The sequence below is a fragment of the Neobacillus sp. DZ-9 genome (assembly GCF_059587065.1).
In genome coordinates this window covers 261,338-288,038 of the sequence record NZ_JCAIOL010000008.1, presented here as the reverse complement: position 1 = coordinate 288,038, position 26,701 = coordinate 261,338, and the positions used below count along the sequence as shown (strand labels likewise).

Genomic DNA, 26,701 nt, shown 5'->3' with positions numbered 1-26,701 from the left:
TAAAGTAAAAAGGCAGTTGAAAGTTCATTGAACTTTCAACTGCCTTTTATAAATATTGGACTTTTTCAGTGCCCTCGATTAAATAGAAGGGGTTTTTTAATGTTGGCAATTTTCGCATAAATTGTAGTTTTTCGTATAAGTTTTATAAACCCGTATAACTAGAAGCATCGTGGCATCTTTTCGTAAGCACTTTTGCGAAAAATGCCTATAAACTTAGTAAATGAATCTTATTAGGTTCCAAAAGCAACAAAGTTTACGAAAAGAGCCCTTAATGTTTGATTAAATTTCAATGAAAAAAAGAAATATAAGAGAAAAAAGTGCTAAATTGTAGGGGAGTAATTTACAGGCCATTTCGAAAAAAGAAGGGATTCTATGAAACAGCGCATTTTGGTTGTAGAGGACGAAAAGCAAATCGCTAAGATCTTAAAGCTCGAACTCGAGTATGAAGGGTATGAGGTCGCCGTTGCCTATGATGGAAAGGCAGGCTTGCAGGCGGCCCTTAATGAAAAATTAGATTTGATCTTACTGGATGTCATGCTGCCTGAAATGAATGGCATAGAGGTCCTAAGAAGAATTCGGAAGGAAAATACCATGCTTCCTGTCATTTTATTAACCGCACGTAACATGACGATGGATAAAGTTGCGGGGCTCGATCAAGGAGCGAACGACTATATTACAAAGCCCTTTGAAATCGAGGAATTACTGGCAAGGGTTCGGTCGTGCTTAAGGCAGAATTCCCTTGCTGCTAAAGCTTCACAACCGGAGAATCCCCTTTTATCCTTTAAGGATTTAACCGTTAATCTGGATACTAGAGAGGTAACACGGGGTGAAACTTCCATTACCTTAACACCTAAGGAATTCGATTTACTCGTCTATTTATTGACAAATAAAAATAGAGTCGTCACAAGGGAAAATATCCTGGTAAATGTTTGGGAATATGAATATGAAGGCGAAACCAATGTCATTGATGTGTTTATCAGACATTTAAGAAAGAAAATAGAGGAAGGTTTTCCCGAACCAACGATTATACAGACGGTAAGGGGTATCGGTTACACCGTAAGGGAGAATTAACAAAATGAAGATTACAACGAAAATTAATTTGATGACGACCGCTTGGATTCTCTGTGTCTTACTGGCAGTAAATGCGGTTGTCTTTTTTTCTTTTATGAAAATAACAGTCAATATGGAGACTAATGACCTGTTTCAAAAAGCGAATAATTTGATAAAGGAAATGGAAAGAGGTGAATCCCCTTCCGAGGTGAAGGGAATTTTCGCCCCTTATTTAACCAACCATTCTTTTATTAGAACGTTAAAGAACGATTCCCAAATTGCCTATCAGGCAACAAATGATAAGTACTTGGCCGGAAAAATAAAACCAAAATTCGTCAGCAAAAAGGAGACGGAACGAAGGACGATTATCCGAAACGATAAGGAGGAACAAATCTTAATTGTCAGGGTGCCAATACCATCTGGCGCAGGAACACTTGAAGTCGCTGAAAAATTATCAGGACTGGAATTAGCGAAAGACGTCCTCCTATCGATTTTAGCTTTTTGCACGTTTTTAGGAGCGCTTTTATCGCTGCTTGGCGGCAGATTGCTTTCGAATCTCATTATGAGACCCATCTCCAATATGATTAACACGATGGAGGACATTGAACAAAGCGGGATTCCGAAAAAAATCGTCATCCAGCATGAAACAAAGGATGAGTTGCAAAAAATGGCCGTCACATTCAATCAAATGATAGGAAGATTAGAGGACAACCTTGAAAAACAAAGGCAATTCATTTCGGATGCCTCTCATGAACTTAAAACCCCGCTGACAGTGATCAAAAGCTATGCCGATCTATTGCTGAGACGTGGGTTGCAAAATGAAGAGATTGCCCATGATGCCATTGAATCCATTCATTCGGAAGCAACGCGGATTCAAAAAATGACGGAAAGATTCCTCGATTTAGCCGATACTGAATCAGGTAATCTTTTAGAAATAAAAGAAATCAATTTAATCCATTTTTGCGGAAATATTCTTAAACAAATTGCAAGTGCTTATAAGCGAGAAATTGACCTTCATTACCAGGATGATGCCATTTCCACCTCTGCGGATGAACTCAAACTAAAACAGGCGATCATTATTTTAATAGATAATGCTATCAAATATAGCACAGATAAAATAGATGTTTATCTATCAGAAACTGATCAATTTACCTTGATTAAGGTGAAGGATTATGGGATTGGGATACCGGAGTACGAAATGGATAATATCTTCGAACGGTTTTACCGGGTGGACAAGGCTCGGAGTCGTGAGACTGGTGGAACAGGACTTGGCCTTGCTATTGCCAAAAATATCATGAAACAGCATCACGGGGAAATTAAAGTGAAAAGCTCCGAAGGTGTGGGAACAGAAGTTGAATTGATTTTGCCGAAATCTTAATTCATTTTTAATAATACTTTAAGTAAAAATTCAGCTTGTGGCTTTATAGTTAGATGGTGCCAATCAAAGGAGGTCACGAAAATGTTTCATCTTGACTTTGAAGCCTTTCAATTCATAAATCATCTCGCGATAAGTGAGCGAGTTTTAAATCCACTCATGGTGTTTTTAGCGGAAAAAGCGGAGTATTTATTCTTTGCAGGAATAATTTTGTATTGGTTTTATCCTCGGAATCGAACAGAAAATCGAAGAATGGTGGCAGAATCCATTGTTGCCGCATGTGTTGCCCTAGGTGTTAACGTGCTGATCGGTCACTTTTTTTACCGGGACCGGCCCTTTGTCAGTCATCATGTGAACTGGCTGATTCCCCATGTGAAAAATGCCTCGTTTCCTAGCGACCATGCCACGGCGGCATTCGTGATTGCAACTGCTATTTGGATTTGGCGGAAAAGTGATGGCTGGTTGTGGCTGCTTCTATCGGCAGGTATTGCCCTATCCCGAGTGTGGACAGGGGTCCATTATCCTTTAGATGTAACTGCTGGGATGATCATTGGGACCTGCACAGCGTTTGCAGTCCATAAGCTATTGCTTCGTACTGAGATACTAAACAGAGTTGTGAATTTACTAATTGAGTTCTATGAAAAAATAGAAAGCAGACTATGGGTAAAAAAGAAGGCCAGTTGATGGTCTTCTTTTTTTGTTAATTACATAAATATTGGAAAAGATAAACAAAGAGCAGCAAAGGGGGGACTTTATATATACAAAAAACAAGAACAAAGGCTAAGTTTACTTGCTTTTATTGTCGCTGCTATTTTGGGCCTATCCATAATTGGAAGGATTTTTACAGGCTAAGAAAGGAAATCGTGAAATGGGAAATGAAGACTCAGTTCTATTAAGCCGAATACTCACAGAATTAACGCTATCCTTTCATATTATCTACGCAACCATTGGAGTCGGAATCCCGCTAATGATTATGATTGCTCAATGGGTTGGGATTAAAAAACAGGATGAACATTACATATTATTAGCAAGACGCTGGACACGCGGCTTTGTCATTTCCGTGGCAGTAGGGGTAGTAACTGGAACCGCGATTGGGCTTCAGCTTTCACTATTGTGGCCGCATTTTATGGAGCTGGCAGGCAACGTCATCGCCCTGCCTTTATTTATGGAAACCTTTGCTTTTTTCTTTGAAGCCATTTTCTTAGGCATTTATATCTATACGTGGGACCGGTTTGAGAATCAGAAAAAGCATCTTTTACTGTTGATTCCTGTAGCTATCGGGGCATCCTTTTCCGCCGTTTTTATTACCATTGTCAATGCCTTTATGAATGCACCACAGGGGTTTGATCTCGTAGGCGGACAGCTTGTGAATGTCAGCCCGATAGTTGCGATGTTCAATCCGGCCATGCCGACTAAGGTTGCGCATGTGCTGGTAACGGCCTATATGACCTCGGCGTTCGTGCTTGCTTCTATCGGAGCCTCTCGTCTGTTGAAAGGTTCCGATCATTTGTATCATAAAAAAGCGTTATTTTTAACCTTAAAACTTGGGTTCGTTTTTTCAGTAGCATCCGCTTTAATTGGCGATTTTTCTGGAAAATATTTAGCGGAGTATCAGCCTGAAAAATTAGCCGCTGCCGAATGGCACTTTGAAACAGAGGAGGGAGCCCCGCTTATTTTGTTTGGGGCCCTTGATAATGGAAAAGTAAAATATGCGATAAAAGTGCCATATGCACTCAGTATTTTAGCTAGAGATCTTCCGCAGGCAGAAGTGATTGGACTGGATCAGTTTTCTAAAGATGAAGTGCCGCCGCTTTATATCCATTATTTATTTGATGCAATGGTGACGATTGGAATGGGGCTGACCGGTTTATCATTGATCTATTTACTGGGGACTTGGCTTAGGTGGCATATTATTTATTCGAAATGGTTCCGATGGCTCCTTGTCCTTGGCGGTCCGCTTTCAGTTCTGGCGATTGAAACAGGCTGGTGGCTTGATGAAGTGGGGCGGCAGCCATGGATTTTACGGGGAATTATGCGGACAAAAGAAGCAGCAACCTCAAGTGGTCAAGTCGATCTCATGCTGCTATTGTTTGCCGGTCTTTATTTGATTTTGGGAATTGGCAGCGTAGTCGTTCTGCTAAGGATGTTCCGCAAAAATACGGTGGAACAGGAATTGGCCGATCGGGCTTCCTTGAAGGCAGGTGAGCGGTATGACGCTTGAAATCCTTGGAATCACCGTGTTGGGGATGTTTCTCTTTGGCTATATTATCGTGGCCTCGATTGATTTTGGTGCTGGCTTTTTTAACGCCTTTAGTACGGTCACAGGCAAGCAGCATATTTTGACTAAGGTCATTCAGCGCTATTTATCACCTGTTTGGGAAGTGACCAATGTTTTTTTAGTGTTTTTCTTTGTCGGGATTGTCGGTTTTTTTCCAAAAACCGCTTTCTATTTTGGTTCAACCTTGCTGGTACCAGCAAGCATTGCTATCGTTCTGCTGGCAATTCGCGGTTCATATTATGCGTTTTCTACTTATGGAGGACTTAAACACAAGCGGTATACCATTTTGTATGGACTGACCGGATTATTTATTCCAGCCTCTTTATCGATTGTTTTGACGATCTCCGAAGGCGGCTTTGTGAGGATGGAGGAAGCGCGGCCGGTTCTGGACTATTGGAGCTTGTTCACGAGTCCTTTATCATGGAGTATTGTGGTGCTCAGCCTGACAGCCGTTTTGTATATTTCTGCGGTATTTTTGACTTGGTATGCCCATAAAGCCAAGGACGAGGAGGCCACAAACCTACTGCGAAAATATGCGTTAATCTGGGCGGGGCCAGCGATTATTACAGCTGCTGGGATTATCGTGGAAATGCGGACTCATAATCCTGAACATTTCAAGGGCTTGATCAGCCTATGGTGGCTGTTCGCCCTGTCTGTTATTTTCTTCGCCGGATCGGTTTATTTCATTTGGAAGCGGCAGGCCTATGGATTAGCCTTCTGGTTAATGGTCGGGCAATTTACTTTTGCCTTTTTGGCCTATGGCATTTCACATTATCCTTATTTAATGTATCCGTATTTGACCATTTATGACAGCTTTACAAATGAATCGATGGCAATTGCCTTGGTTATAGCGTTTGTAGCTGGATTGGGCCTACTGTTGCCATCGTTGTATCTGCTTTTGAAGCTGTTCTTGTTTAACAAGGAGTATGTACAAGGGAAACGGGATGATCATGCGTGAGGAGAATTTTGAATGATGACTAACTTTTTCATCTTTTATGCACCGTTTATCATTGTGATAGCGGCAATTGCCACGGGTTTTTGGCTTGCTGGTAAGGATGATGCAGTGAAAAAATAGTGGGATTTGAAAAAGAAGAGCCTTTGGGGTTCTTCTTTTTCTTCAAATATTGGAAAAACTGACTCAATTTTCTCGATTTTCTACTTAAATTTAATATACTTAATGTAAACCGCTTTGTTTTTTAGTATAAGTGCTCTTTAAAAATTTTTATCAGCGAATTTTCCCAGTTTTTCAGCGAATATAAAAAGTACAATCATATAGACGAAAAAATAGGAGATAAAAATAGTGAACCACAATAAAAATTTTAAATCGCTCCTTGAAATCCTTTTGGTATCAACGAGACTCGGTTTAACCTCCTTTGGCGGCCCAATCGCGCATTTAGGTTATTTTTATGAAGAATACGTACGGCGGAAAAAATGGCTCAATGAAAAAAGTTATGCGGACTTAGTGGCTTTGTGTCAATTCCTCCCCGGACCGGCGAGCAGTCAAGTTGGGATTGGAGTCGGTGTTATCCGTGGCGGCCTTCTAGGCGGAATATTAGCATTCATTGGATTTACCGCGCCATCAATGATCGTCTTAATACTCTTTGCTATCATCCTTCAAGGTTTGCAAATAAATGATGCAGGCTGGCTCCATGGTTTAAAAATCGTGGCCGTGGCTGTCGTGGCGCAGGCCATAATTGGAATGGCAGCTAAATTAACTCCTGATATTCATAGAAAAACCATTGCTTTATTTGCGCTGGTGAGTACGGTATTATGGCAGACTGCCTTCATGCAGGTAGGTATTATTGTATTGGCGGCAATAGCTGGTTTTGTTATCTATAAGCAACACGATGATAAAGATGAGCCAGATATGATTCATTTTCCACTGTCACAGCGTTTTGCCTTGATTTGTTTAACCCTGTTTTTTTGTTTGCTAATTATATTACCAATTGTCCGCTCGATTACATCATCTAATTGGCTTGTTTTATTTGATAGTTTCTATCGATCGGGTTCATTAGTTTTTGGAGGCGGTCATGTCGTACTGCCATTACTAGAAAAAGAATTTGTACCCACCCATTGGTTATCTAAAGAAGAATTCCTTGCTGGATACGGGGCAGCCCAAGCCGTACCGGGCCCGCTATTTACCTTTGCTGCGTACATAGGGACAATTATGAATGGATGGAAAGGTGGAATCCTTGCGACTGCGGCCATTTTCTTACCTGCCTTCCTTCTCATTTTTGGCACCTTGCCTTTTTGGAACACATTAAGGCGTAATCCCAAAATTAAAGGAGCTTTAATGGGTGTAAATGCCGCCGTTGTTGGAATTTTAATTGCCGCCTTTTATAATCCGATTTGGACTAGTTCCATCCTAGCTCCTAATGATTTTGCTTTTGCAGCTATATTGTTTTCTATGCTGGTTTATTGGAAGCTTCCACCTTGGATAATTGTTATCGCAGGTGCCATGGGCGGGTCACTATTGCAGATTATTAGTTAATATGAAGGACTGTGGTATAAAACTAATTTCAGATACTGAAAATATTTCTAAAGGACGACGGGGGAATATATTTGAGTACCGGAATTTGGTCTTATTTAACTCTTCTTTTATTAACTATTTTTGCGTTAGGTTCTGCCTATTGGAAATCCAGAAAACCCCTAATCTATATCCTCTTTTTTGCCGTTTCTGGAGTAACGATGTTTTTCGACTACCTAATTTATGTGTGGGGAAAGGCTTATACTTATCACCCTGGAATTGTTAATAATCGGTACGATACTCATCTTGGTGCCATTGTTAATGGCTTGATTCTGCCGGCATTTGCCCTATTGTATTCAGCCCGTAATGGTAAATGGTATTGGAGTATTATTTTGGCTGGTTTTTTTGCAGGGATTGAACGGTTATTTACCGAGTGGGGTGTATATAAACCTAACTGGTGGAAGATAGGGTATACATTTAGCATACTTATTTTTTATTTTCCAGTTATTAAAGTATGGTGGGGCAGGCTAAATAATGCCCCGGGAAAGTGGCTAACCTATGGAACTTTGTTTTCATTATGTGTTGCCGTATATGTTCAATTAAATATCCTTCTTTATGGACTACTTAGAACGAAAACGTTTCATGTTGAATGGATTGAACGTTTAAACCGGGACAGTGCAGCGATTAATAGTATAAATGCGATATTATTCAGCTCGATACTCGCTTTGTTATGTATTTTGCATGCCCGACAAATTTGGTATTTCATTATGACGGCTGTGTTTATAGTTTATTATTTCGTATTAAAAAATGCAGGTATCATTCAAACTGATTATTTAGTTTTGGATTTTATTCTTAGCTTGATAGCATTCTTTATACCGCTTGTATTCGTAAGATATGCAGGAACTAAAATATCCTCACATTCTTGATGAAAAAAGCTCTGACCATGGGGAAGGTATCAGAGCCTTTTTCAATTTAGTTATTATTTTTTTTATTTTGCTGAAAGCTCACTTTCTGTAACCCATTTATGATTAGTCACTTTTTCCCCGCCAGTGGTTGGCATGTAATCAACCATATAGACTGTTGTTTGCTCGGCTGAATCAATTACTGCCGTTGCTCCTTTCATCCCTTCCATATGGTCTGCCTCTACTATAACCTCATCACCTGGTTTATACGATTTTTCGCTGGCATCTTTAATTTCTTCATGGATAATCCATTTGTGATTTGTTACTCTTTCACCTCCAGTGGTTGGATTATAAGAAATTGTATATACAGTAGTATCGAATGCACCAACAATTGTTGCTTTAGCCCCGTTCATCCCTACCATGTGCTGCGCATTAATAATAGCTTTACTTCCAACTTTAAAAGTTGGATTTTCAGCCTCTTTTAAACCTTTTGGAACTTCCCCTGAACCAGAATGATCCATGCCTTTCATAGTTTCATGTTGGTTCTCCTTATCACCATTGGAACAAGCTGCTAAAAATACGGCAAGGACCAAGGTGAGAAGAAGTAGTGTAGCTTGTTTTATTCTCACTTTTGTTACCTCCTTAAACATTGTTATTCACTCATAGTACGACATCTTTGTGCAGAATTTGTGCAGATGGCCTAGAGCCTAACTAGATTATTAGAATTAAATTTCTACAAATGTAGGAACAAAATTGAAATACCGACGGTTTGCCATATATTCTCCAATAAAAATGCATAAAAACTGCAAACTTACGATTTAAATTAAAGCTATAAAACACTGAATCTTTATACAACATTTTGGAGGTGGAAAAATTGAAAAAGGTTTTTCTCAGTTTATTTTCATTTGCTTTTATTTTTTCATTTAATTTAAAAGCCTTTGCCGATGAAGGACATTCGCATGTGGAAAATTTTAAAAATGGAAACAGCGGTAGTCAACAAAAGGCTAGTGAAGATCGTGCTGATATGAATCACGGTAATGGAAGCAATATGAAGGGGATGGATCATGGAAACGGAAATGAAATGGAAGGCATGGATCATAGCAGCGGAACCGATATGGAGGGCATGAACCATGACAGTGGAGGCGGCCATGAGGATATGGATATGAACATGGAAAGCGAACATGAAAGTGGGCATAGTCATGGACCTGTAGTTGAAACCCCGCCGAGCTATAAAGTGTTAGGAACTTATGGAGCAGTAAACCTTGCATTTATCGCAATAGGAATTTGGAATAAATGGTTTAAAAGGAAGGGTGAATAACAATGGCAATGCCCGAGAATAAATTACCGGAAAAGGAACCATTTGATCTCTTATCCATTTCGGTAATAAAAAAGTTTGTTATAAGCAAATGGTACCCAGGATTATTCCAGTGGATCGTGATCTCTGTTTTTTCATTAATAGTCTATGAATTAGTAGTGGGAACAGTAGACCCTAGTAAAAACTTTGGAACGACAATGACATGGGTATTATGGTGGCCAATCATTCCAATTCTATTTTTAACTGCTGGTCGCTTTTGGTGTGCCATATGCCCGTTCGGTAAATTAAGCGATATTGTCCGCAAATTTGTCGGCAGCAAGCGTCCAATGCCAAAATTTTTAAGAAAATATGGAATTTGGTTAATCGATCTATTCTTTATTGCGATTACTTATAGCGACCATGTTTGGGGAATTGTTGAGTCGCCGCGCGGCTCAGGTTACCTGTTGCTGCTGCTCGTAACAATGGTTGTGGCAACGTCCGTTTTTTATGAAAGAAGAACCTTCTGTAAGACGCTTTGTTTCCTTGGCGGCCTTGCCGGAAACTACTCACGCTCCGGTGCCCTAAAAGTACAAGCCACACCTGATATTTGTAAAACCTGTAAAGTACAGTCCTGCTATAGAGGAACAGAGAAAGTAGAAGGATGTCCAATGTTCCAATTTCCAAAGACCATGCAGTCCAGTGCGGATTGTAATATTTGCGGGAACTGTGTGAAAAGCTGTCCGAATAATTCCGTAAAAATTATAACAAGAGTTCCGACAAAAGAATTATGGGGCTTAAAAAATCCGAAGCTTGAGAATGCTTCCCTTGCTGCTGTTATTATGGGGATCGTATTCGTTCAAAATATTACGATGCTTGAACCCTGGCAGAATATTTTAAATGCAATTGGAACAGTAACTCGTACGACCAACTATAATGTTAACTTTACAGTTGCCTTTATCATTGCGATGGCTATTCCGATTCTATTATTATTAGGAACGGCAAAACTTGCATCCCTTTTTGGTATGGAAGGAACAGTCAAAAAGAACTTTACACTTTTCGGATACGCCATTATTCCATTAGACCTAGCAGGACACTTGGCACATAACTTGTTCCATATCTTTACGGAAGGTAAAGCGGTATGGTACAACTCCATTAGATTATTTGGAATCGATTCGAACCCAGCAAGTTTAAGTCTTGCCTCTACACCAACAGTACAAATGATTCAGTATATGGTAATATTAATCGGATTGGTGGGTACTGTTTATGTTGTACACAGAATGGGTAAAGGAAAACAAACTGCTTTCAAAGCCATGCTTCCATATTACGTATTGATGTTTGCCCTAGCTGTTGCGAATATTTACTTATTTTCACTACCTATGATGCACCGAGTTTAATTATAATTGTTTTATAGAAGACACCGTACGCTGCTGGTTGACGGTGTCTTTTTTAAAAAGAGATTTAGGGTGATCAAATGTACGGTATATTAAGCAAAATTAGCACTGTAATTAGTGAGCCATTTTTTAATATAGCAAACAGTCTCGAATCTTGGCCCATCATCTTTGCTTTTATTTTGGGACTTGTCGGGTCCCTAGCACCCTGCCAGTTAACTGGAAATGTTAGTGCTGTTACGTTATATGGGAACCGCTCCGTACAAAAGAAAATTGTTTGGAAGGATGCTTTCTGGTTTACGTTTGGTAAAATTGTTGCCTTTTCTTTATTAGGTATGCTCGTGTGGCTGCTTGGTAAGGGAATAGAACAAAGTCTAGTATTCTATTTTCCGTGGCTGCGAAAAATGATAGGGCCATTACTGATCGTCGTTGGGTTGTTTATGATTGGGGTTATTAAATTAAAAGGAACGTTGCATTTATTCAAAGGATTTAAAGAGTACAAACATGAAAATCCGTTAGGTTCTTTTATGCTTGGATTTAGTTTTTCCCTTGCTTTTTGTCCAACCATGTTTGTTTTATTTTTTGTCACCTTAATGCCTATCGTGTTGTCTAGTCCATATGGATTTATTTTTCCGCCAATTTTTGCCCTTGGGACAGCCATTCCACTATTATTCGTTATCTTAATCATTTGGTATCTTGGCGGCAGTGGTGTCCTAATGAAGAAAAGCAGAAAGTTTGGCACAACTGTTGGGCGGCTAGCGGGGATTTTAATGTTACTAATAGGGATTTTTGATACTCTAACCTATTGGTCTATATAAAAAACAAAAAAACAACGAATGTCTCGTTGTTTTTTCTGATTGTATCAGCAACAGTTGGAGGGAAGTTAAAAATGTTTAAACTTAAGAAGAGAATTGTGACCGAACATGGTTAAATAGATTCTCATATCTTAAAATTAAAAGTTGCTCATCATATTTTTACTGCCCATTTCCTTTTGATTGCTGCCATCCATCATGCCGCCTTTACCATGGCACGCTTTGTACATTTCCTTTAATTCCTCCTTGGATGAATTAGGATGCATTTTTTGCATAAAGGGAAGCATTTTTTCAAAGCTAAAACCATGATCTGAGTTGTTTGTTCCTGCTGCAAATACAGCTGTTCCTGCTCCAAGAATTAACGATGCACTTAAAATTCCTACCGCAAATTTTTTCATTTTTTTCTCCAACTCCTTTCTTTTATCAGCTTCATCGTAACGCTTAATTTTGCAGAAAAAATGGATTTTAAGTGTTGAAATTGTGAAGATTTCCTAATGAGGCGATTCCCATAAAAAAAGAAAAATTTATTGACATTCAAACGCCTATTTGAATAATATATAATCAAACGAACATTTGAATGTGAAGAAAAGCGTATGGATTGAAAAATAAGGAAACAATAACCTTAATCGTAACTATTTCGTTTTAGAAATAGAAATAGCTACTCTACAATGAGAGCTGGAGGGATAAATATGGGTCATCATCACCATCATCATGGACATTCACACGGCCACTCACATGGTCATTCACATACAAGCAACAAAAAAGCTTTATTAAGTTCCTTCCTATTAATAGCGGCCTTTACGATTGTCGAAGTGATCGGTGGCATCGTTACAAACAGCTTGGCGCTATTGTCGGATGCCGGCCATATGCTCAGTGATGCGGCCGCATTAGGATTAAGCTTTTTTGCCATAAAACTTGGGGAAAAGCAGGGATCGCAGGAAAAAACCTATGGGTATAAGCGCTTTGAAATCATCGCTGCAGCTTTAAATAGTTTAACCTTAATCATTATTTCGCTTTATATTATTTATGAAGCGATCGGGCGTTTTCTCGCTCCGCCAGAAGTTCAAAGTAAAGGGATGCTGATAATTTCCATTACCGGTTTGGTGGTGAACATTCTCGCTGCCTGGATATTAATGAAGGGCGATAAGGAAGAAAACCTGAATGTAAGAAGCGCCTTCTTACATGTGCTTGGCGATATGCTCGGTTCGGTCGGGGCCATTGTCGCAGCTCTCCTGATTATGTTTTTTGGCTGGGGCATCGCAGATCCCATTGCGAGTGTCATCGTTGCCGTGTTGATCCTTATCAGCGGGTATCGAGTGACCAAGGATTCTTTCCACATCTTAATGGAAGGCGCTCCGGAACAGATTGATAGCAGGAAGGTGAAAGAGGCACTAAGGATGATCCCGCTTGTAAAAGAGGTTCATGATTTGCACATCTGGACGATTACGTCCGGCTATCCTGTTTTAAGCTGTCATATCACCATCTCAGATGATGGAATTCATGATGAAATTCTTTCCCAATCACAGCGCATCCTTCATGATGAATTTCATATTGAACACAGTACCATTCAAGTAGAAAAAGCAGCCCATGGATGCCCGAGCCCGCATGGGACGTGTAATTAAGACATCTGTCAAAGGATGTCTTTTTCTTTTTGGGGAATACTTGCCCAAGCATTGAATAATCATTCCATTGTGAACATAGGTTGAAATAAAACACCTATGCGGGGGTATTGGATGAGATTAGGAATGTTATGTGTCGTTTTTTTAGTAATGATGCCCAATGTATTCTTTAGTACCAAGGCACAGGCTGCAGATGGCGGGGTGCCTGTTCTTTTGTACCATCATATTTTAAAAAAGGCTGAAAATCCTTATCCTGATAATGGCAATATTGTGAGTTACGAAGCATTTTCCGAGCAAATGGCCTATCTTTACAATCAAGGCTACCATACTGCCACCTTATCGGAATTAGCGTCCTATCTGAACGGGGCCATCACCCTTCCGCCAAAAACCGTGGTGATTACCTTTGATGATGGACTGAATACCAATTATTTGTATGCCTATCCCGTTTTAAAAAAGTACGGTTTAAAGGCAGGCAGCTTCCTAATCACAAATCGGATATCGGAAAGCCCGGTTCCGTTCAATCCAGCTGAATTTCAAGCTTTAAGCTGGCCGGAAGTGAATGAAATGAAGGACGTGTTTCAATACGGCAGTCATACGAATGGGCTTCATTATCAAATCAACGGAACATCAGCGTTTATAGCTGAATCCGATCAAGTGATTTTACAAGACTTACAGACTAGCAGGGGGTTGTTGAATACAGACTTCTTTGCCTACCCGTTTGGCGGATTTAATAATAGAGTCATAGGACTATTAAAACAGACCGGATTTAAGTATGCTTTTACAACGGAGGCAGTCAATGCAGTGATTGGCAATGACCCATTTGCCATTGGCAGAAAGGCAGTCTTCCCCACCACCTCTTTGACCGAATTCAAAGCCTTGATCAATGCCGGCACCTCCAAGGCAGGCTGGTCCAAAATCGGCAACAAGTGGTATTACTTAGATGAGAATGGCGTAAAGAAAACCGGCTGGTTACAGTTAGGCACTACCTGGTATTATTTAGATCAAACAGGAGCCATGAAAACCGGGTGGGTAAATTATCGGAATAACTGGTATTACCTAGATGGAAGCGGAGCGATGAAGACTGGCTGGGTAAAAGCAAGCAGCAAGTGGTACTACTTGAATCCAAGCGGGGCGATGCTAATCGGCTGGTTAAACAGCGGCGGAACGTGGTATTACCTTGATACAAGCGGAGCGCTGAGAACGGGTTGGACAATCGTGAAAAACAAATGGTATTACTTCTACCCGGACGGCTCTATGGCGGTAAACACGGAAATCGACGGTTTTCAAGTTGGAGAAGATGGGGCATGGATTCAAAGTTAACTCTTAAAAAACTTTATTGAAATGAGTGTTAGTTTATTACTATACCTCATTTTGATAAAGTTTTTTCTTTACCCCTTTAATATGTTTGGTAAAATGTTCATTATTAGTTAAAAATAACTTAACTCGATTATGAAGGAGGAATACCGTTGGACAAGCGTTTTAGAATTGCTCATAGGGAAGCATGGATTGGTGTGATTCTGGTCGTAATCAATTTTATCTGGTGGTATGGATTTGGTTACGGTCTTGGCTCTGCCAAAGTCGAACAGTATTCGTACATATTTGGATTGCCTGCCTGGTTCTTTTATAGCTGTATTTTAGGGTCAATCGTTATGATTGTCTTAGTCATCCTCACGGTGAAATTTTTATTTAAAGATGTTCCGTTTGAAGACAAAGAGGGGGACGTGAAATGAATTGGGCTGTCATAACACCACTGCTTATTTTTCTGTTTATTATTTTTGCTGTCGGCATTTGGTCCAATAAATTTGTCATCAAAACGAATTCATTTTTGGAGGAGTATTTTTTAGGGGAACGGCAAATGGGCGGGTTTATCCTGGCGATGACGATGGTAGCCACATACGGCAGTGCCAGCAGTTTTATCGGCGGTCCGGGGGTTGCCTACACGAAGGGGTTAGGCTGGGTACTTTTAGCGATGGCCCAGTTAGCCACTGGATATTTTGTCCTGATGGTTTTAGGAAAGAAATTTGCTATAGTAGCTAGGCAGTACAAAGCCATCACTTTAATCGACTTTCTGAAGGAGCGCTATAAAAGTAAAGCTGTTGTGCTCATCTCGGCGGCGAGTATTATCATTTTTCTTTTTTCTTCGATGACCGCTCAATGGATTGGCGGGGCCCGTCTTGTTGAGTCCCTGACAGGCCTGCCATATACATATGCGCTGTTGATTTTTGTAGGGTCGGTTCTCATCTTTGTGATTGTCGGCGGCTTCCGGGCGGTGGCATTAACGGATGCCGTTCAGGGGGTGGTCATGTTTATGGGAACCCTGATTCTTCTTATTGCGACCATCAAAGCGGGCGGGGGAATCCCGAAGATTATCTCCGATTTAGCGGCTGAAAATCCAAATTTAATCAGCCCATTCGGTGCTGACCGCGAATTAACCCCAGGCTATGTTTCGTCTTTTTGGATTTTGGTTGGGGTTGGCGTTGTCGGGCTTCCGCAAATCACCGTCCGTGCGATGTCCTATAAAAATTCCAAGGCAATGCATAGCGCGATCATTATTGGAACGATTGTCGTCGGTTTTATTATGCTTGGCATGCATCTCATCGGCGTTTTTGCTAGACCGGTTATCCCAGGTGTGAAAATTGGCGATACCGTCATGCCGATGTTAACCATGAAAGTGCTGCCACCCTTTGTCGCTGGAATTGTCTTGGCGGCTCCGATGGCTGCGATTATGTCGACCGTCGATGCCCTGCTGATTTTAGTAAGTTCTGCAATAGTGAAGGATATTTATTTGAATTATATTAAGCCTCACGCAAACGAGGGGCAAATAAAAAAAGTGAGTTATAGTGTGACCGCCATTATTGGGATTTTGGTTATCTTTTTCGCATTGACCCCGCCTGATTTAATTGTTTGGCTGAACCTCTTTTCCTTTGGGGGCTTGGAGTCTGTATTTATTTGGCCGGTCATTTTGGGGCTTTATTGGAAAAAGGGGAATAAATATGGAGCGATCACCTCAATGGTATTAGGAATGGGTTCTTATATTTTATTAGACCGATTATATCCGAATGCCTTTGGCCTTCATACTGTAGTCGTGCCGGTTGTGCTCTCCTTAATCAGCTTTGTGGTTGTAAGCTTTGCTACCCAGCAGGAAACAAAAGCTCATTCATCCTTTTAACGATTCATATTTATGTTGCAATTTTATGAATATATTTCTAGAATTAATAAACAGATACGAATAAGGTGGAGGGGCCCCTTTGGTTACGTTTATTGAATACCTTTCGGCTTTGATTTTGCCAGGGTTATTAGTCTTGCTTTTTACTCGAGTTACATACAATCGCGTCATTGGGCTTGTCTTAACGGTCGCCCTGATCGCCGGTTCTGTTTATAAAGGTTATACTGACTCATTTGTACTTATTGTTATTGATGCGTTTTCGTTAACGGCAGGTTTCTGGCTGGCAGTAAAAATGAGACCTAAGCCGATGAAACAAGGCTAATTATCCATACGAAACAAAAACCCAAAATTAATCCTATGTCGGTTTTAATTTTGGGTTTTTTGTATTACTTATTTTTTGTTTTAATCCTCTTTTACTGTTTTCCCTCGATAAAACATTTTTTCAAGTTGAACATGGTTTTCTTTTGCCGTTAATTCCACAGCTCTTATCTTATATACAGCCGTCCTGCTTCCTAAAGAGGAGCGGTATTTCTCCACATGTGAACTTGATAAGGCTTTATCATAATAGCCTGGAACATATTTATCTAGCATTTTTTGCATCGCCAAAACGGCCTCTTCTAGATTATTTACTTTCTCTGCTTCTCCAAAAATCATCACACTCATATAGGCAGTATCGGTCTTGGCGGGAACTGGATCAGAAATCGTGCCGAGGTCAGCACTGACGGTAAAACAGGCTTTTGGATTTTTTTCGATAATATTTACCTTCCGTCCTTCGCTGGCACCATGAAAGTAGATTGCATCATCCATCCATACAAAGTTTAGCGGAATGGTATAGGGCGCATCTCCATCTGTCAATCCTAAAAATCCCGTTTTCTCTGTTTCTAGAAAACAATTTATTTTCTGTTGATCTGTACATTCTAACTTCAATTGCCTCATTGGTATCATATGGCTGACTTCCTTTCTTACATCATGTTACACTCATAATAAAAGCAAATTGTACCTGCTAAAAGTGACAGTTTTTAAAAATATTACAGGGTCAGAAGGGGAGTTTCTATTGCAAATTACTCCATTTTTAAAAAAAGACGCAAACGTTCCCATTTATCTACAACTCTATCAGTTTTTTCGGGAGGAAATTGAAAAGGGATCGATTATAACAGGAGAAAAACTCCCTTCGATCAGGGAGCTTTCTCAAAGTTTAAATATTAGCCGAAACACCGTTGATACTGCATATCAGCAGCTTATTGCTGAAGGATATGTGGAGAGCAGGGAAAAAAGCGGCTTGTTTGTTTTGGAATTAGATGAGGTACCCATGGTGCAAGAGGTTCAACACAAATTAAAACTCCCTCGTGCGGAAGGTAAAACAGATAATTTAATAGATTTTCAATATGGTGATATTGAACTCGAGCGTTTTCCTTTAAAAGTCTGGAAAAAATGTTTGATAGGCGCCGTCGATGCTCCCAGCCATGAAGTGTTCTCCTATGGCGATAAAAAAGGTCATTATGGCTTAAGAACTGAAATTGCTTCGTATTTATACCAGGCCAGAGGGGTTCGGTGTTCACCGGATCAGATCATTCTTGCTGCAGGAACCCAAACGGCGGTTAATTTGTTAATTCAACTCCTTTCCCTGCAAAACGATAAAGTAGCTCTTGAGGATCCCGGGTATGATGGGGTTCGGTACGTTTTTGAAAGTCAGAAGTGTGAAGTGGTCCCGATTTCTTTAGAGGAGGATGGAATCAATATAACCGAACTGGAGCAAAGCTCAGCCCAATGTGTTTATGTGACACCTTCTCACCAGTTTCCAATCGGAATGATTTTGCCTGTTCAAAAACGGATGAAACTGCTGCAATGGGCTGAGAAGAATCAAACTTATATAATCGAGGATGATTATGACGGTGAATTCCGTTATGTAGGCCAGCCGATTCCTTCATTAAAATCATTGGATACCAATGAAAAAGTGATATACTTAGGGACTTTTTCAAAGGCATTCCTGCCTGCCGCTAGAGTTACCTACATCGTTTTACCGGAGCCGCTGGTTGAAGTCTATCAATCTAATCTTTTCTATTTTAGTCAGACCGTGTCGTCGCACATCCAAGAAGCTCTTTATCGATTCATGAAGGAAGGTCATTTCGGACGCCATATTCGAAAAATGAGAAAAATTTATCAAGGAAAACAGGCAGCATTGATAAAAGCAATTGAATGTCAATTAGGGGATAAGGTAAACATCATCGGGCAAAAAGCGGGACTTCATTTATTACTTGAGTTAAAAGACATCGACGCCAAACAACTGTTTGAAAAGGCAGAGGAATTTGGGATTAGGATTTATTTAACGGAAAAGTTTTGGCTGAAAAAATCTCATCCATTCGATCAGCCGATTATGCTCGGCTTTGGAGGGTTAAGTGTGGAAGAAATTAAGTCAGGAGTTCAGAAGCTCGGAAAAGCCATACAAGCAGTAAATTCCAACAGTCGGAGAGAATCGGAATAAAAATTCAAAAAAATTCATTGTTTTTTGAAATTTTAGTTTATATAATAAAATTAAGAATTTTGCTACAGCTAAATTCTGGATGCTGGAAATCCAAAATTTAAAAGAATGCGAGATCCTGACTATTTTGGATCAGGGTCTTCGCTATTTTCCTTTCCAGATCCAACTAATTTTAGAGAATACTGGGAAATATGAACTAATGTATAGATAAACGGATGACTTTAAGTGTTCTGAAAAAGGGGTTCGTAGGTCTTTTGTGGTATAGACAACTATACCTATTGTCTATTTCTATTATTAATTGTAAGCGTATCCATTGCTATAAATATAATGGAAGCGCTTATGATAATAAATTAAACAACATATAAGGGGAGGAAGTATGGCGAAAAAAACTTTTATCATCTCATCGATTTGTACTGTATTTTTGGGGACTACCACTGTTTTTGCGAGTGGTGACACTACCCCTGTTCCAACGATTGAAAAACAAGAAAAAGAAAGTCTTTCCCCAACTCAGAAACCACATCCTGTTTTTTCGTGGGATTCCAATGTCATCCCCAATTCAAGCGTCTTACATCCTGGATCGGCTAGAGGAGCCGGTATGGTTTCAGCACCCCTAGAGGAAATTGATCAAGTGATGAACCAAGCGATTGCATCCAAAGTCATGCCGGGTGCCGTTGCCCTTGTGGCACGCGGCGGAAAAATCGTTAAACAAACTGCCTACGGTTATTCAGCTCAATACGCTGATGGAAAGTTTACGGAAATGGAACAACCAATTCCAATGAAAACAGACACCATTTTTGACCTCGCGTCCATTAGTAAAATTTTCACGGCTGTGTCCGCCATGATTCTTTATGAAAAGGGATTATTCCAGCTAGATGATCCGGTTGCCAAGTACATACCAGAATTTGGGCAAAATGGAAAAGAGCAGGTTACAATCCGGCAGCTATTGACGCATACATCAGGATTTACAGCTTGGATTCCTTTATATACTCAAGGAAATTCAAGAGAAGAACGGTTGAAGAGCGTTTTTCAGCAGCCGCTAAAGAATCTGCCTGGGACCACTTATGAATACAGTGACCTAAACATGATTACCGTAGGAGCATTAGTAGAGAGGTTGTCAGGAAAGCGTCAAGATGTTTTCGTCAAGGAGAATATTACCGATCCATTAGGCATGAAAGACACGATGTACAATCCGCCTGCCTCCTTGAAAAATCGGATTGCGGCTACAGAATTCCAATCGACTCCTAATCGCGGTCTCGTATGGGGCGAGGTTCATGATGAAAATGCCTGGTCGCTTGATGGGGTGGCAGGACATGCTGGGGTATTTTCAACCGCAGAAGATCTTGCAAAACTGGCCCATCTTTTCTTGAATGATGGAAAATATGGCGGAGCCAGAATCCTGAAGCCTGAAACGGTTAAACTTTTACTTGAAAATCAAAACGAAGCGTTTCCTGGAGATGACCACGGGCTTGGTTGGGAGCTTGGTCAAGGCTGGTACATGGACGCCCTGTCAGAAGGCACCTATTCATTTGGACACACAGGCTATACCGGAACATCGATTGTCGTAAGTCCGAAAAATAAAACGATTGCGATTTTATTGACCAACCGTGTACATCCATCAAGGAATACGGTGTCAACGAATCAAACGAGAAGATTGTTTGCGAGGCAGGTGGCTGACTCCATTCCTGTTTCAATTCCTGGTAATCAATCAGCTTGGTTTGCGGGATATGGCGATAAATTAAGCAGAGTAATGGAGGCTGATCTCCATCTCAAAGAGGATGCAAAACTGACCTTCTCAACCTGGCACAGGATTGAGGATGGCTGGGATTTCGGAAATGTAGAGGTTTTTAAAGATGGTTCATGGGAAAAAATAGGGGAATTTACCGGTGCCAGCGACGGCTGGGAGAAAAAAGCCCTGACCGTCCCAAAAGAAGCTGAAAAATTACGCTTTATTTACAAAACCGATTCAACGACAAACGGTCGAGGCTGGTATGTCTTGAATCCTGAACTTAATTCAGCGGCGCTGAACCTTACTAACAATGACTGGAATTTAAGAGACTATTAAAAAGGGGAGAGCTACATGCGTTATGTGCAAAAGATTTTTTTCCACTCGCTTTTGATATTGGTCCTGATTTTGTCCGGAGCACCGCTTTTAGGAGCAGGCAAAGCGGAGGCTGTTTCAGGCATTCAGGATCTCATCATTGACCTTAATGTTCCACAGGTTTCCAAGGAGGTCAAAGATAACAAACTAGATTTGAATGCGCTCCATCTATATGATGATGGCCATTTCATGCTGGCATCAAACAATCTTCATTGGCAATCATCAAACAAAAACGTAGCATCCGTCAATCAGGAAGGCCAGGTTACTTTATCCGGCCACAACGGTAAAACGTTCATTTCTGTCGGGGATGGCCAATATAGTGACAAGATTTCAATCCAATTCAAAGGAACTCAAAAGGACATCGTTGTTAATAAAGAGAATGGAAGCCGGTATGACCTTATTGGCAACGCCATTAATCATATGTCACTTGAAGAAAAAGTCGGTCAGATGCTGATGCCGGACTTCCGTACCTGGAAGGGCCAAAACGTAACCGAGATGCAGCCGGAAATTGCCCAGCTGGTAAAAGACTATCATCTTGGCGGTGTAATATTATTCCGTGAAAATACGGTAACTGCTGAACAGACAACGAAACTTGTCAATGCCTATCAGGAAGCTTCCCAGAAATATGGAATGCTGGTTTCCATTGACCAAGAAGGCGGAATAGTGACACGTCTGCAGACGGGGACAGATTTTCCAGGGAACATGGCGCTTGGAGCTGCACGGTCTGAAGAACTGGCTGAGAAAGTAGGCAAGGCCATTGGCGAAGAGTTGAAGGCAGAGGGCATTAACATGAACTTTGGACCTGTATTGGATGTAAACATTAATCCTGATAACCCGGTTATTGGAGTCCGCTCCTTCGGGGAAAATCCAGAGCTTGTTGCCAAATTAGGAAAAGCTTATCTTAATGGCTTGCACGAAGCTGGTATAGTAGCTACTGCAAAGCATTTTCCTGGTCATGGTGATACAGCCGTAGATTCGCATCTAGGCCTGCCAGAAGTTCCACATGATATGGATCGTTTGAAAAGGGTAGAACTATATCCGTTCCAACAGGCAATGGATGCCGGAATTGATGCAATTATGTCTGCCCATGTAACTTTCCCGAAAATTGACGATACGAAAGCCATTTCGAAAAAAGACGGCACTGAAATTGCAGTCCCGGGGACGCTTTCTCACAAAATATTAACTGGCCTTATGCGTGAAGATATGGGCTATAAGGGTGTTATTGTGACGGATGCGATGAATATGGGAGCAATTGCTGAGCATTTTGGACCGGTTGATGCAGCCATTCGTGCTGTGAAAGCAGGCGCTGATATTCTGTTAATGCCGGTTGGAATCCAAGAGGTAGCAAGTGGTCTTTACAATTCAGTAAGGTCCGGTGATATTCCGGTGAATAGGATTGAACAATCGGTTGAGCGTATTTTAACGCTGAAATTGAATCGAGGCATTGTTAAGGCAGAGTCTGAAAAAAGCTTGGATGAGAAGGTGGCTAATGCGATCAATGTTGTCGGGTCTGCTGAACATAAACAGGTCGAAAAAGAAGCCGCAGCTAAATCTATTACGCTATTGAAAAATGATGGAGTTCTTCCATTACATGCAGCGGAGGAAGATAAGATTGCTGTAGTCGGCTATTCAAGCTATTATGTTGATTCCCTTTTTGCCGAGGTGAAAAAGCATCATGAAAATGTTACGTATATCAATACTTCTACAACACTAACCGCCGACCAGCTTAATCAAATAAAAGATGCAAAATATATTATTGTTGGAACCTATACATCCTCCGTTAGTGGCAGGGCACCAGGTGCAGGTCAAATGCTAATGACCAACCAGCTGATCAATGAAACTGATGCACCGGTAATCGCTCTAGGAATCCGAAATCCATATGACGTCATGTCCTATCCAAATGTGGATGCTTCACTTGTTCAATATGGATTCAGACCAGCCAGTTTTGAAGCAGCAGCAGACACTATTTTCGGGGAAAATGCGCCGACAGGGAAACTTCCAGTCACCATTTACAACCACGATGGACGTGTATTATACGGATTTGACCATGGGTTAGGGTATTAATTTTTAGTGTTAAAGGCCATTGTTGATTTTTTACACTGTTGATTGTAGCGGAAGGCGCGAAGACTCCTGCGGGAGTACGGGGCAGGGGAGACCCCGCAGGCGCCAAAGCGCCGAGGAGGCTCCCCGGCACGCCCGCGGAAAGCGAAGCGCCTGGAGCGCAAATCAACAGCCAAGTTTTACAGAGGCAAATTTTCAAAAAATGAAAGGGAGGGGTTTGGATGAAGAAAAAATGGCTTACCAGTATTCTTGTTCTGATACTGGTCCTTTCGACGGTGACGGCCGCCATTGCTAAAAACGATAAAGAGAAGAAAAATGAAAAGTTTCGTTTGGGTGTGGAAGTGCTATTACAGGATAAAATCGATTTAATAAAAGGTAAACGGGTAGGATTGATTACCAATCCAACCGGGGTCGATCAAAAGCTTAATAGTATCGTAGATTTGCTTTACAACAACCCGAATGTCAAACTGACTGCTTTATATGGACCGGAGCATGGTGTCCGGGGCAGCGCACAGGCGGGACAGTATGTTGAGTCCTATATTGATGAAAAAACGGGGGTTCCGGTTTACAGCTTGTATGGAAATACGAAAAAGCCCACACCAGAAATGCTGAGCAATGTCGATGTATTATTATTTGATATCCAGGATGTTGGGACGCGTTATTACACCTATATTTACACAATGGCCTTAGCAATGGAAGCGGCTAAGGAGAACAATATCCCTATCATCGTTTTAGACCGTCCGAATCCACTCAGCGGGACAAAAGTAGAAGGGCCGGTTCTTGAAGATAAATACTCCTCTTTTGTAGGGGAATACGCCATTCCAGTCCGACATGGGATGACGGTAGGGGAGTTGGCACAGTTATTTAACAAGGAATTCGGGATCGGCGCCGATTTAACGGTTGTGAAAATGGATGGCTGGAAACGGAACATGTACTATGATGAAACACCATTAGATTTCGTGATGCCATCACCTAATATGCCAACTTTAGATACGGCATTAGTTTATCCGGGTGCCTGCCTGATTGAAGGAACAAATATTTCCGAGGGCCGCGGTACGACACGGCCATTTGAATTAATTGGCGCACCATTTATTAATAGCGATGACCTGTCAGCAAAGCTAAATTCTTATCATTTGCCAGGGGTCACGTTCCGTGCAGCTTCCTTTACGCCTTCAACGTCGAAGTTTGTCAATAAATTAAGTAATGGAATTCAGATTCACGTGACAGACCGCAATTCCTATAAGCCGTTTGAAACAGGATTATATATTGTCAAAACCATCCACGATATGTATCCAAACGACTTTCAGTTTAGAACACCAGGAAGCAACGGAATCTCCTTCTTCGATAACCTTACTGGAAATGGCTCCATCCGAGCGGGCATCGAAGAAGGCAAATCAATAGAAGAAATGAAAGCAGAATGGCAGCCAGCCTTGGAAAAATTTATGGAGGTACGTGAGAAATATTTGCTTTATTAAATAAGTGGAGAAAGCCAACCCTTTTGGATTGGCTTTTTTACATGGGTGCGGTGGGACCTTCTTAAACAAGAGATTTGAATAAAAAAACGAATATTAGTTCGCATATTGTTGGTTTGTTTTTGTGGGATTGTGGTAGAATGTTAATATGAAATTTAGAGGATACACTTTCCAGTACCATCCCGATTTGGTAACGTGATTCATGCTGAAAGTGATAACGATAATAGACTCAGATTATTAAAAAAGGGAGGGATCATTTGTGAAGGATCAATTTGAATTGGTTTCGAAGTACTCCCCTCAGGGGGATCAGCCCGAAGCGATCAGGCAATTAGTCGAAGGCATTAAAAACAACAAACGACATCAAACGCTGCTGGGAGCGACAGGTACCGGGAAGACCTTTACGGTTTCAAATGTGATAAAAGAAATAAACAAACCGACCTTGGTGATTGCCCATAATAAAACGTTAGCCGGTCAACTTTATAGTGAGTTCAAGGATTTTTTCCCGAACAATGCGGTTGAATATTTTGTCAGTTACTATGATTACTATCAGCCGGAAGCCTACGTTCCACAGACAGATACCTTCATTGAAAAAGATGCCAGCATCAACGACGAAATTGATAAGCTAAGACACTCGGCGACATCTTCACTATTCGAACGAAAAGATGTCATCATAATTGCCAGTGTTTCCTGTATTTATGGTCTCGGTTCTCCGGAAGAGTACCGGGAGATGGTACTTTCATTAAGAACCGGCATGGAAATCGAGCGCAATCAGCTGCTTCATCGGTTAGTCGATATCCAATATGAGCGGAACGATATCGATTTCAAGCGGGGGACCTTCCGTGTCCGCGGCGATGTCGTCGAAATTTTTCCAGTATCCCGTGATGAGCATTGCATGCGCGTCGAATTTTTCGGCGATGAAATCGACCGGATCCGTGAAGTGGATGCCCTGACAGGTGAAATTATTGGCGAACGTGAACATGTCGCCATTTTCCCAGCTTCCCACTTCGTCACAAGAGAAGAAAAGATGCGAGTAGCCATAGAGAATATTGAAAAAGAGCTCGAAGTCCGTCTGGAAGAATTGCGCGAAGACAATAAATTACTGGAGGCCCAGCGGATTGAACAGCGCACACGTTATGACCTCGAAATGATGCGGGAAATGGGCTTTTGTTCCGGAATTGAAAATTACTCGCGCCATTTGACACTCAGGCCGGCAGGATCTACACCGTATACCCTGCTCGATTATTTTCCAGACGATTTTTTGATAGTCATCGATGAGTCGCACGTGACCCTGCCACAGGTTCGCGGCATGTTTAATGGTGACAAAGCTCGGAAACAAGTGCTTGTCGACCACGGATTCCGCTTGCCATCAGCGCTTGATAACAGGCCCTTAACCTTTGATGAATTTGAAAAGCATGTTCATAATGCCATCTTTGTTTCAGCAACTCCTGGCCCGTACGAGCTTGAGCATACACCGGAAATGATCGAACAAATCATCCGTCCAACAGGGCTGCTTGACCCAACCATTGACGTAAGGCCAATCGAAGGTCAAATTGATGACTTGATTGGGGAAATTCAGGATCGTGTTAAGAAGAATGAACGTGTCCTCGTGACGACCTTAACGAAAAAAATGTCCGAGGATTTAACAGACTATTTGAAGGAAATCGGGATAAAGGTTCAATACCTGCATTCCGAAGTCAAAACGCTTGAGCGGATTGAGATTATCCGCCAACTTCGTCTTGGAAAATACGATGTCCTCGTCGGAATTAACCTCCTCAGGGAAGGTCTTGATATTCCAGAGGTGTCGCTTGTCACCATTCTTGATGCTGATAAAGAAGGATTCCTCCGTTCTGAACGGTCGTTAATCCAAACCATCGGCCGTGCTGCCCGTAATGCCAGCGGACACGTTATCATGTATGCGGATCGGATGACGAATTCGATGGAATTAGCGATTAGTGAAACGAAACGGCGCCGAGCGATTCAAGAAGAATATAATTTGAAATATGGCATTACACCACAGACAATCCAAAAAGCGATTCGGGATGTCATTCGTGCCACCCATGCTGCAGAAGAACAGGAAGAATACACACCAGCAGCATCCTTCAGCAAGATGAACAAGAAGGAAAGAGAAAAGTTGATTGTGACAATGGAAAAAGAAATGAAGGAAGAGGCAAAGGCACTCAACTTCGAACGTGCTGCCGAGCTTCGTGACCTATTATTAGAACTAAAAGCGGAAGGATAAC

24 protein-coding genes are annotated in these 26,701 nt (G+C 41.2%); 21 read left to right on the top strand and 3 right to left on the bottom strand.

Features of this window, described 5'->3' with window-relative positions:
* Positions 1-372: 372 nt before the first annotated feature.
* The 8 genes from AC59HZ_RS22500 (at position 373) to AC59HZ_RS22465 (ending at position 8,096) form a co-directional block, all read left to right on the top strand.
* The gene (locus AC59HZ_RS22500; RefSeq protein WP_496547987.1) at positions 373-1,071 is read left to right on the top strand and encodes a response regulator transcription factor; all 699 of its coding nucleotides are present in this window, start codon (positions 373-375) and stop codon (positions 1,069-1,071) included.
* A gap of 4 nt (positions 1,072-1,075) precedes the next feature.
* Positions 1,076-2,428 (top strand): sensor histidine kinase, encoded by a 1,353-nt coding sequence (locus tag AC59HZ_RS22495; RefSeq protein WP_496547986.1) that lies wholly within the window; start codon positions 1,076-1,078, stop codon positions 2,426-2,428.
* Positions 2,429-2,509: 81 nt separating this feature from the next.
* Positions 2,510-3,109: an undecaprenyl-diphosphatase gene (locus tag AC59HZ_RS22490; protein WP_496547985.1), complete on the top strand. Its 600-nt coding sequence runs from the start codon at positions 2,510-2,512 to the stop codon at positions 3,107-3,109.
* 184 nt (positions 3,110-3,293) lie between these two features.
* On the top strand, positions 3,294-4,646 hold the full coding sequence (locus AC59HZ_RS22485) for a cytochrome ubiquinol oxidase subunit I (protein ID WP_496547984.1): 1,353 nt from the start codon (positions 3,294-3,296) through the stop codon (positions 4,644-4,646).
* A complete protein-coding gene (locus tag AC59HZ_RS22480; protein ID WP_496547983.1) occupies positions 4,636-5,661 on the top strand; it encodes a cytochrome d ubiquinol oxidase subunit II in 1,026 nt (341 codons plus the stop codon). The genes AC59HZ_RS22485 and AC59HZ_RS22480 overlap by 11 nt, the downstream gene beginning before the upstream one ends.
* A 15-nt stretch (positions 5,662-5,676) precedes the next feature.
* Complete coding sequence (gene cydS, locus AC59HZ_RS22475) at positions 5,677-5,778, top strand: cytochrome bd oxidase small subunit CydS family protein (RefSeq protein ID WP_496548004.1); 102 nt, start codon at positions 5,677-5,679, stop codon at positions 5,776-5,778.
* 225 nt (positions 5,779-6,003) lie between these two features.
* Complete coding sequence (locus tag AC59HZ_RS22470) at positions 6,004-7,194, top strand: chromate transporter (RefSeq protein ID WP_496547982.1); 1,191 nt, start codon at positions 6,004-6,006, stop codon at positions 7,192-7,194.
* Positions 7,195-7,265: 71 nt separating this feature from the next.
* On the top strand, positions 7,266-8,096 hold the full coding sequence (locus AC59HZ_RS22465; protein ID WP_496547981.1) for a hypothetical protein: 831 nt from the start codon (positions 7,266-7,268) through the stop codon (positions 8,094-8,096).
* A 62-nt stretch (positions 8,097-8,158) separates the two neighbouring features.
* On the opposite strand, the gene AC59HZ_RS22460 is transcribed toward AC59HZ_RS22465, so the two are convergent.
* Positions 8,159-8,722: a YdhK family protein gene (locus AC59HZ_RS22460; RefSeq protein ID WP_496547980.1), complete on the bottom strand. Its 564-nt coding sequence runs from the start codon at positions 8,720-8,722 to the stop codon at positions 8,159-8,161.
* Positions 8,723-8,946: 224 nt separating this feature from the next.
* Here AC59HZ_RS22460 and AC59HZ_RS22455 point away from each other — a divergent pair, with 224 nt between their 5' ends.
* The 3 genes from AC59HZ_RS22455 (at position 8,947) to AC59HZ_RS22445 (ending at position 11,572) form a co-directional block, all read left to right on the top strand.
* Complete coding sequence (locus tag AC59HZ_RS22455; protein ID WP_496547979.1) at positions 8,947-9,390, top strand: hypothetical protein; 444 nt, start codon at positions 8,947-8,949, stop codon at positions 9,388-9,390.
* A gap of 2 nt (positions 9,391-9,392) precedes the next feature.
* Positions 9,393-10,760: a 4Fe-4S binding protein gene (locus tag AC59HZ_RS22450; RefSeq protein ID WP_496547978.1), complete on the top strand. Its 1,368-nt coding sequence runs from the start codon at positions 9,393-9,395 to the stop codon at positions 10,758-10,760.
* Between the two features lie 77 nt (positions 10,761-10,837).
* The gene (locus tag AC59HZ_RS22445) at positions 10,838-11,572 is read left to right on the top strand and encodes an urease accessory protein UreH domain-containing protein (protein ID WP_496547977.1); all 735 of its coding nucleotides are present in this window, start codon (positions 10,838-10,840) and stop codon (positions 11,570-11,572) included.
* A gap of 134 nt (positions 11,573-11,706) precedes the next feature.
* On the opposite strand, the gene AC59HZ_RS22440 is transcribed toward AC59HZ_RS22445, so the two are convergent.
* Complete coding sequence (locus AC59HZ_RS22440) at positions 11,707-11,964, bottom strand: hypothetical protein (protein WP_496547976.1); 258 nt, start codon at positions 11,962-11,964, stop codon at positions 11,707-11,709.
* A gap of 291 nt (positions 11,965-12,255) precedes the next feature.
* On the opposite strand from AC59HZ_RS22440, the gene AC59HZ_RS22435 reads away from it, so the two are divergent.
* The 5 genes from AC59HZ_RS22435 (at position 12,256) to AC59HZ_RS22415 (ending at position 16,673) form a co-directional block, all read left to right on the top strand.
* Positions 12,256-13,188, top strand: coding sequence for a cation diffusion facilitator family transporter (locus AC59HZ_RS22435; RefSeq protein ID WP_496547975.1), 933 nt, complete (start codon positions 12,256-12,258; stop codon positions 13,186-13,188).
* A 111-nt stretch (positions 13,189-13,299) separates the two neighbouring features.
* Entirely contained in the window at positions 13,300-14,505 is a 1,206-nt protein-coding gene (locus tag AC59HZ_RS22430) for a polysaccharide deacetylase family protein (RefSeq protein WP_496547974.1), read from the top strand.
* 146 nt (positions 14,506-14,651) lie between these two features.
* Entirely contained in the window at positions 14,652-14,915 is a 264-nt protein-coding gene (locus AC59HZ_RS22425) for a YhdT family protein (RefSeq protein ID WP_496547973.1), read from the top strand.
* Positions 14,912-16,354: a sodium/pantothenate symporter gene (panF, locus tag AC59HZ_RS22420; RefSeq protein ID WP_496547972.1), complete on the top strand. Its 1,443-nt coding sequence runs from the start codon at positions 14,912-14,914 to the stop codon at positions 16,352-16,354. Before AC59HZ_RS22425 ends, panF begins: the two co-directional genes overlap by 4 nt.
* Positions 16,355-16,433: 79 nt before the next feature.
* Positions 16,434-16,673, top strand: coding sequence for a DUF2198 family protein (locus AC59HZ_RS22415; protein WP_496547971.1), 240 nt, complete (start codon positions 16,434-16,436; stop codon positions 16,671-16,673).
* Between the two features lie 80 nt (positions 16,674-16,753).
* Here AC59HZ_RS22415 and AC59HZ_RS22410 read toward each other — a convergent pair whose 3' ends face one another.
* Complete coding sequence (locus AC59HZ_RS22410; protein WP_496547970.1) at positions 16,754-17,287, bottom strand: pyridoxamine 5'-phosphate oxidase family protein; 534 nt, start codon at positions 17,285-17,287, stop codon at positions 16,754-16,756.
* Between the two features lie 118 nt (positions 17,288-17,405).
* On the opposite strand from AC59HZ_RS22410, the gene pdxR reads away from it, so the two are divergent.
* The 5 genes from pdxR (at position 17,406) to uvrB (ending at position 26,700) form a co-directional block, all read left to right on the top strand.
* Positions 17,406-18,833, top strand: a complete 1,428-nt coding sequence (pdxR, locus tag AC59HZ_RS22405; RefSeq protein ID WP_496547969.1) for a MocR-like pyridoxine biosynthesis transcription factor PdxR — start codon at positions 17,406-17,408, stop codon at positions 18,831-18,833.
* A gap of 373 nt (positions 18,834-19,206) precedes the next feature.
* A complete protein-coding gene (locus AC59HZ_RS22400; protein ID WP_496547968.1) occupies positions 19,207-20,892 on the top strand; it encodes a serine hydrolase domain-containing protein in 1,686 nt (561 codons plus the stop codon).
* Between the two features lie 15 nt (positions 20,893-20,907).
* Positions 20,908-22,992 (top strand): glycoside hydrolase family 3 protein, encoded by a 2,085-nt coding sequence (locus AC59HZ_RS22395; RefSeq protein WP_496547967.1) that lies wholly within the window; start codon positions 20,908-20,910, stop codon positions 22,990-22,992.
* A 218-nt stretch (positions 22,993-23,210) separates the two neighbouring features.
* Positions 23,211-24,464: an exo-beta-N-acetylmuramidase NamZ family protein gene (locus tag AC59HZ_RS22390; protein WP_496547966.1), complete on the top strand. Its 1,254-nt coding sequence runs from the start codon at positions 23,211-23,213 to the stop codon at positions 24,462-24,464.
* 256 nt (positions 24,465-24,720) lie between these two features.
* A complete protein-coding gene (gene uvrB / locus AC59HZ_RS22385; protein ID WP_496547965.1) occupies positions 24,721-26,700 on the top strand; it encodes an excinuclease ABC subunit UvrB in 1,980 nt (659 codons plus the stop codon).
* Position 26,701: the final 1 nt, after the last annotated feature.

Coding starts and splice junctions, on each gene's coding strand:
- panF (WP_496547972.1), top strand. CDS start 14,912: ATGAATTGGGCTGTCATAACACCACTGCTTATTTTTCTGTTTATTATT.
- AC59HZ_RS22485 (WP_496547984.1), top strand. CDS start 3,294: ATGGGAAATGAAGACTCAGTTCTATTAAGCCGAATACTCACAGAATTA.
- AC59HZ_RS22395 (WP_496547967.1), top strand. CDS start 20,908: ATGCGTTATGTGCAAAAGATTTTTTTCCACTCGCTTTTGATATTGGTC.
- cydS (WP_496548004.1), top strand. CDS start 5,677: ATGACTAACTTTTTCATCTTTTATGCACCGTTTATCATTGTGATAGCG.
- AC59HZ_RS22445 (WP_496547977.1), top strand. CDS start 10,838: ATGTACGGTATATTAAGCAAAATTAGCACTGTAATTAGTGAGCCATTT.
- AC59HZ_RS22400 (WP_496547968.1), top strand. CDS start 19,207: ATGGCGAAAAAAACTTTTATCATCTCATCGATTTGTACTGTATTTTTG.
- AC59HZ_RS22435 (WP_496547975.1), top strand. CDS start 12,256: ATGGGTCATCATCACCATCATCATGGACATTCACACGGCCACTCACAT.
- AC59HZ_RS22410 (WP_496547970.1), bottom strand. CDS start 17,287: ATGAGGCAATTGAAGTTAGAATGTACAGATCAACAGAAAATAAATTGT.
- AC59HZ_RS22430 (WP_496547974.1), top strand. CDS start 13,300: ATGAGATTAGGAATGTTATGTGTCGTTTTTTTAGTAATGATGCCCAAT.
- AC59HZ_RS22490 (WP_496547985.1), top strand. CDS start 2,510: ATGTTTCATCTTGACTTTGAAGCCTTTCAATTCATAAATCATCTCGCG.
- AC59HZ_RS22495 (WP_496547986.1), top strand. CDS start 1,076: ATGAAGATTACAACGAAAATTAATTTGATGACGACCGCTTGGATTCTC.
- AC59HZ_RS22390 (WP_496547966.1), top strand. CDS start 23,211: ATGAAGAAAAAATGGCTTACCAGTATTCTTGTTCTGATACTGGTCCTT.
- AC59HZ_RS22480 (WP_496547983.1), top strand. CDS start 4,636: ATGACGCTTGAAATCCTTGGAATCACCGTGTTGGGGATGTTTCTCTTT.
- AC59HZ_RS22460 (WP_496547980.1), bottom strand. CDS start 8,722: ATGTTTAAGGAGGTAACAAAAGTGAGAATAAAACAAGCTACACTACTT.
- AC59HZ_RS22440 (WP_496547976.1), bottom strand. CDS start 11,964: ATGAAAAAATTTGCGGTAGGAATTTTAAGTGCATCGTTAATTCTTGGA.
- AC59HZ_RS22450 (WP_496547978.1), top strand. CDS start 9,393: ATGGCAATGCCCGAGAATAAATTACCGGAAAAGGAACCATTTGATCTC.
- AC59HZ_RS22500 (WP_496547987.1), top strand. CDS start 373: ATGAAACAGCGCATTTTGGTTGTAGAGGACGAAAAGCAAATCGCTAAG.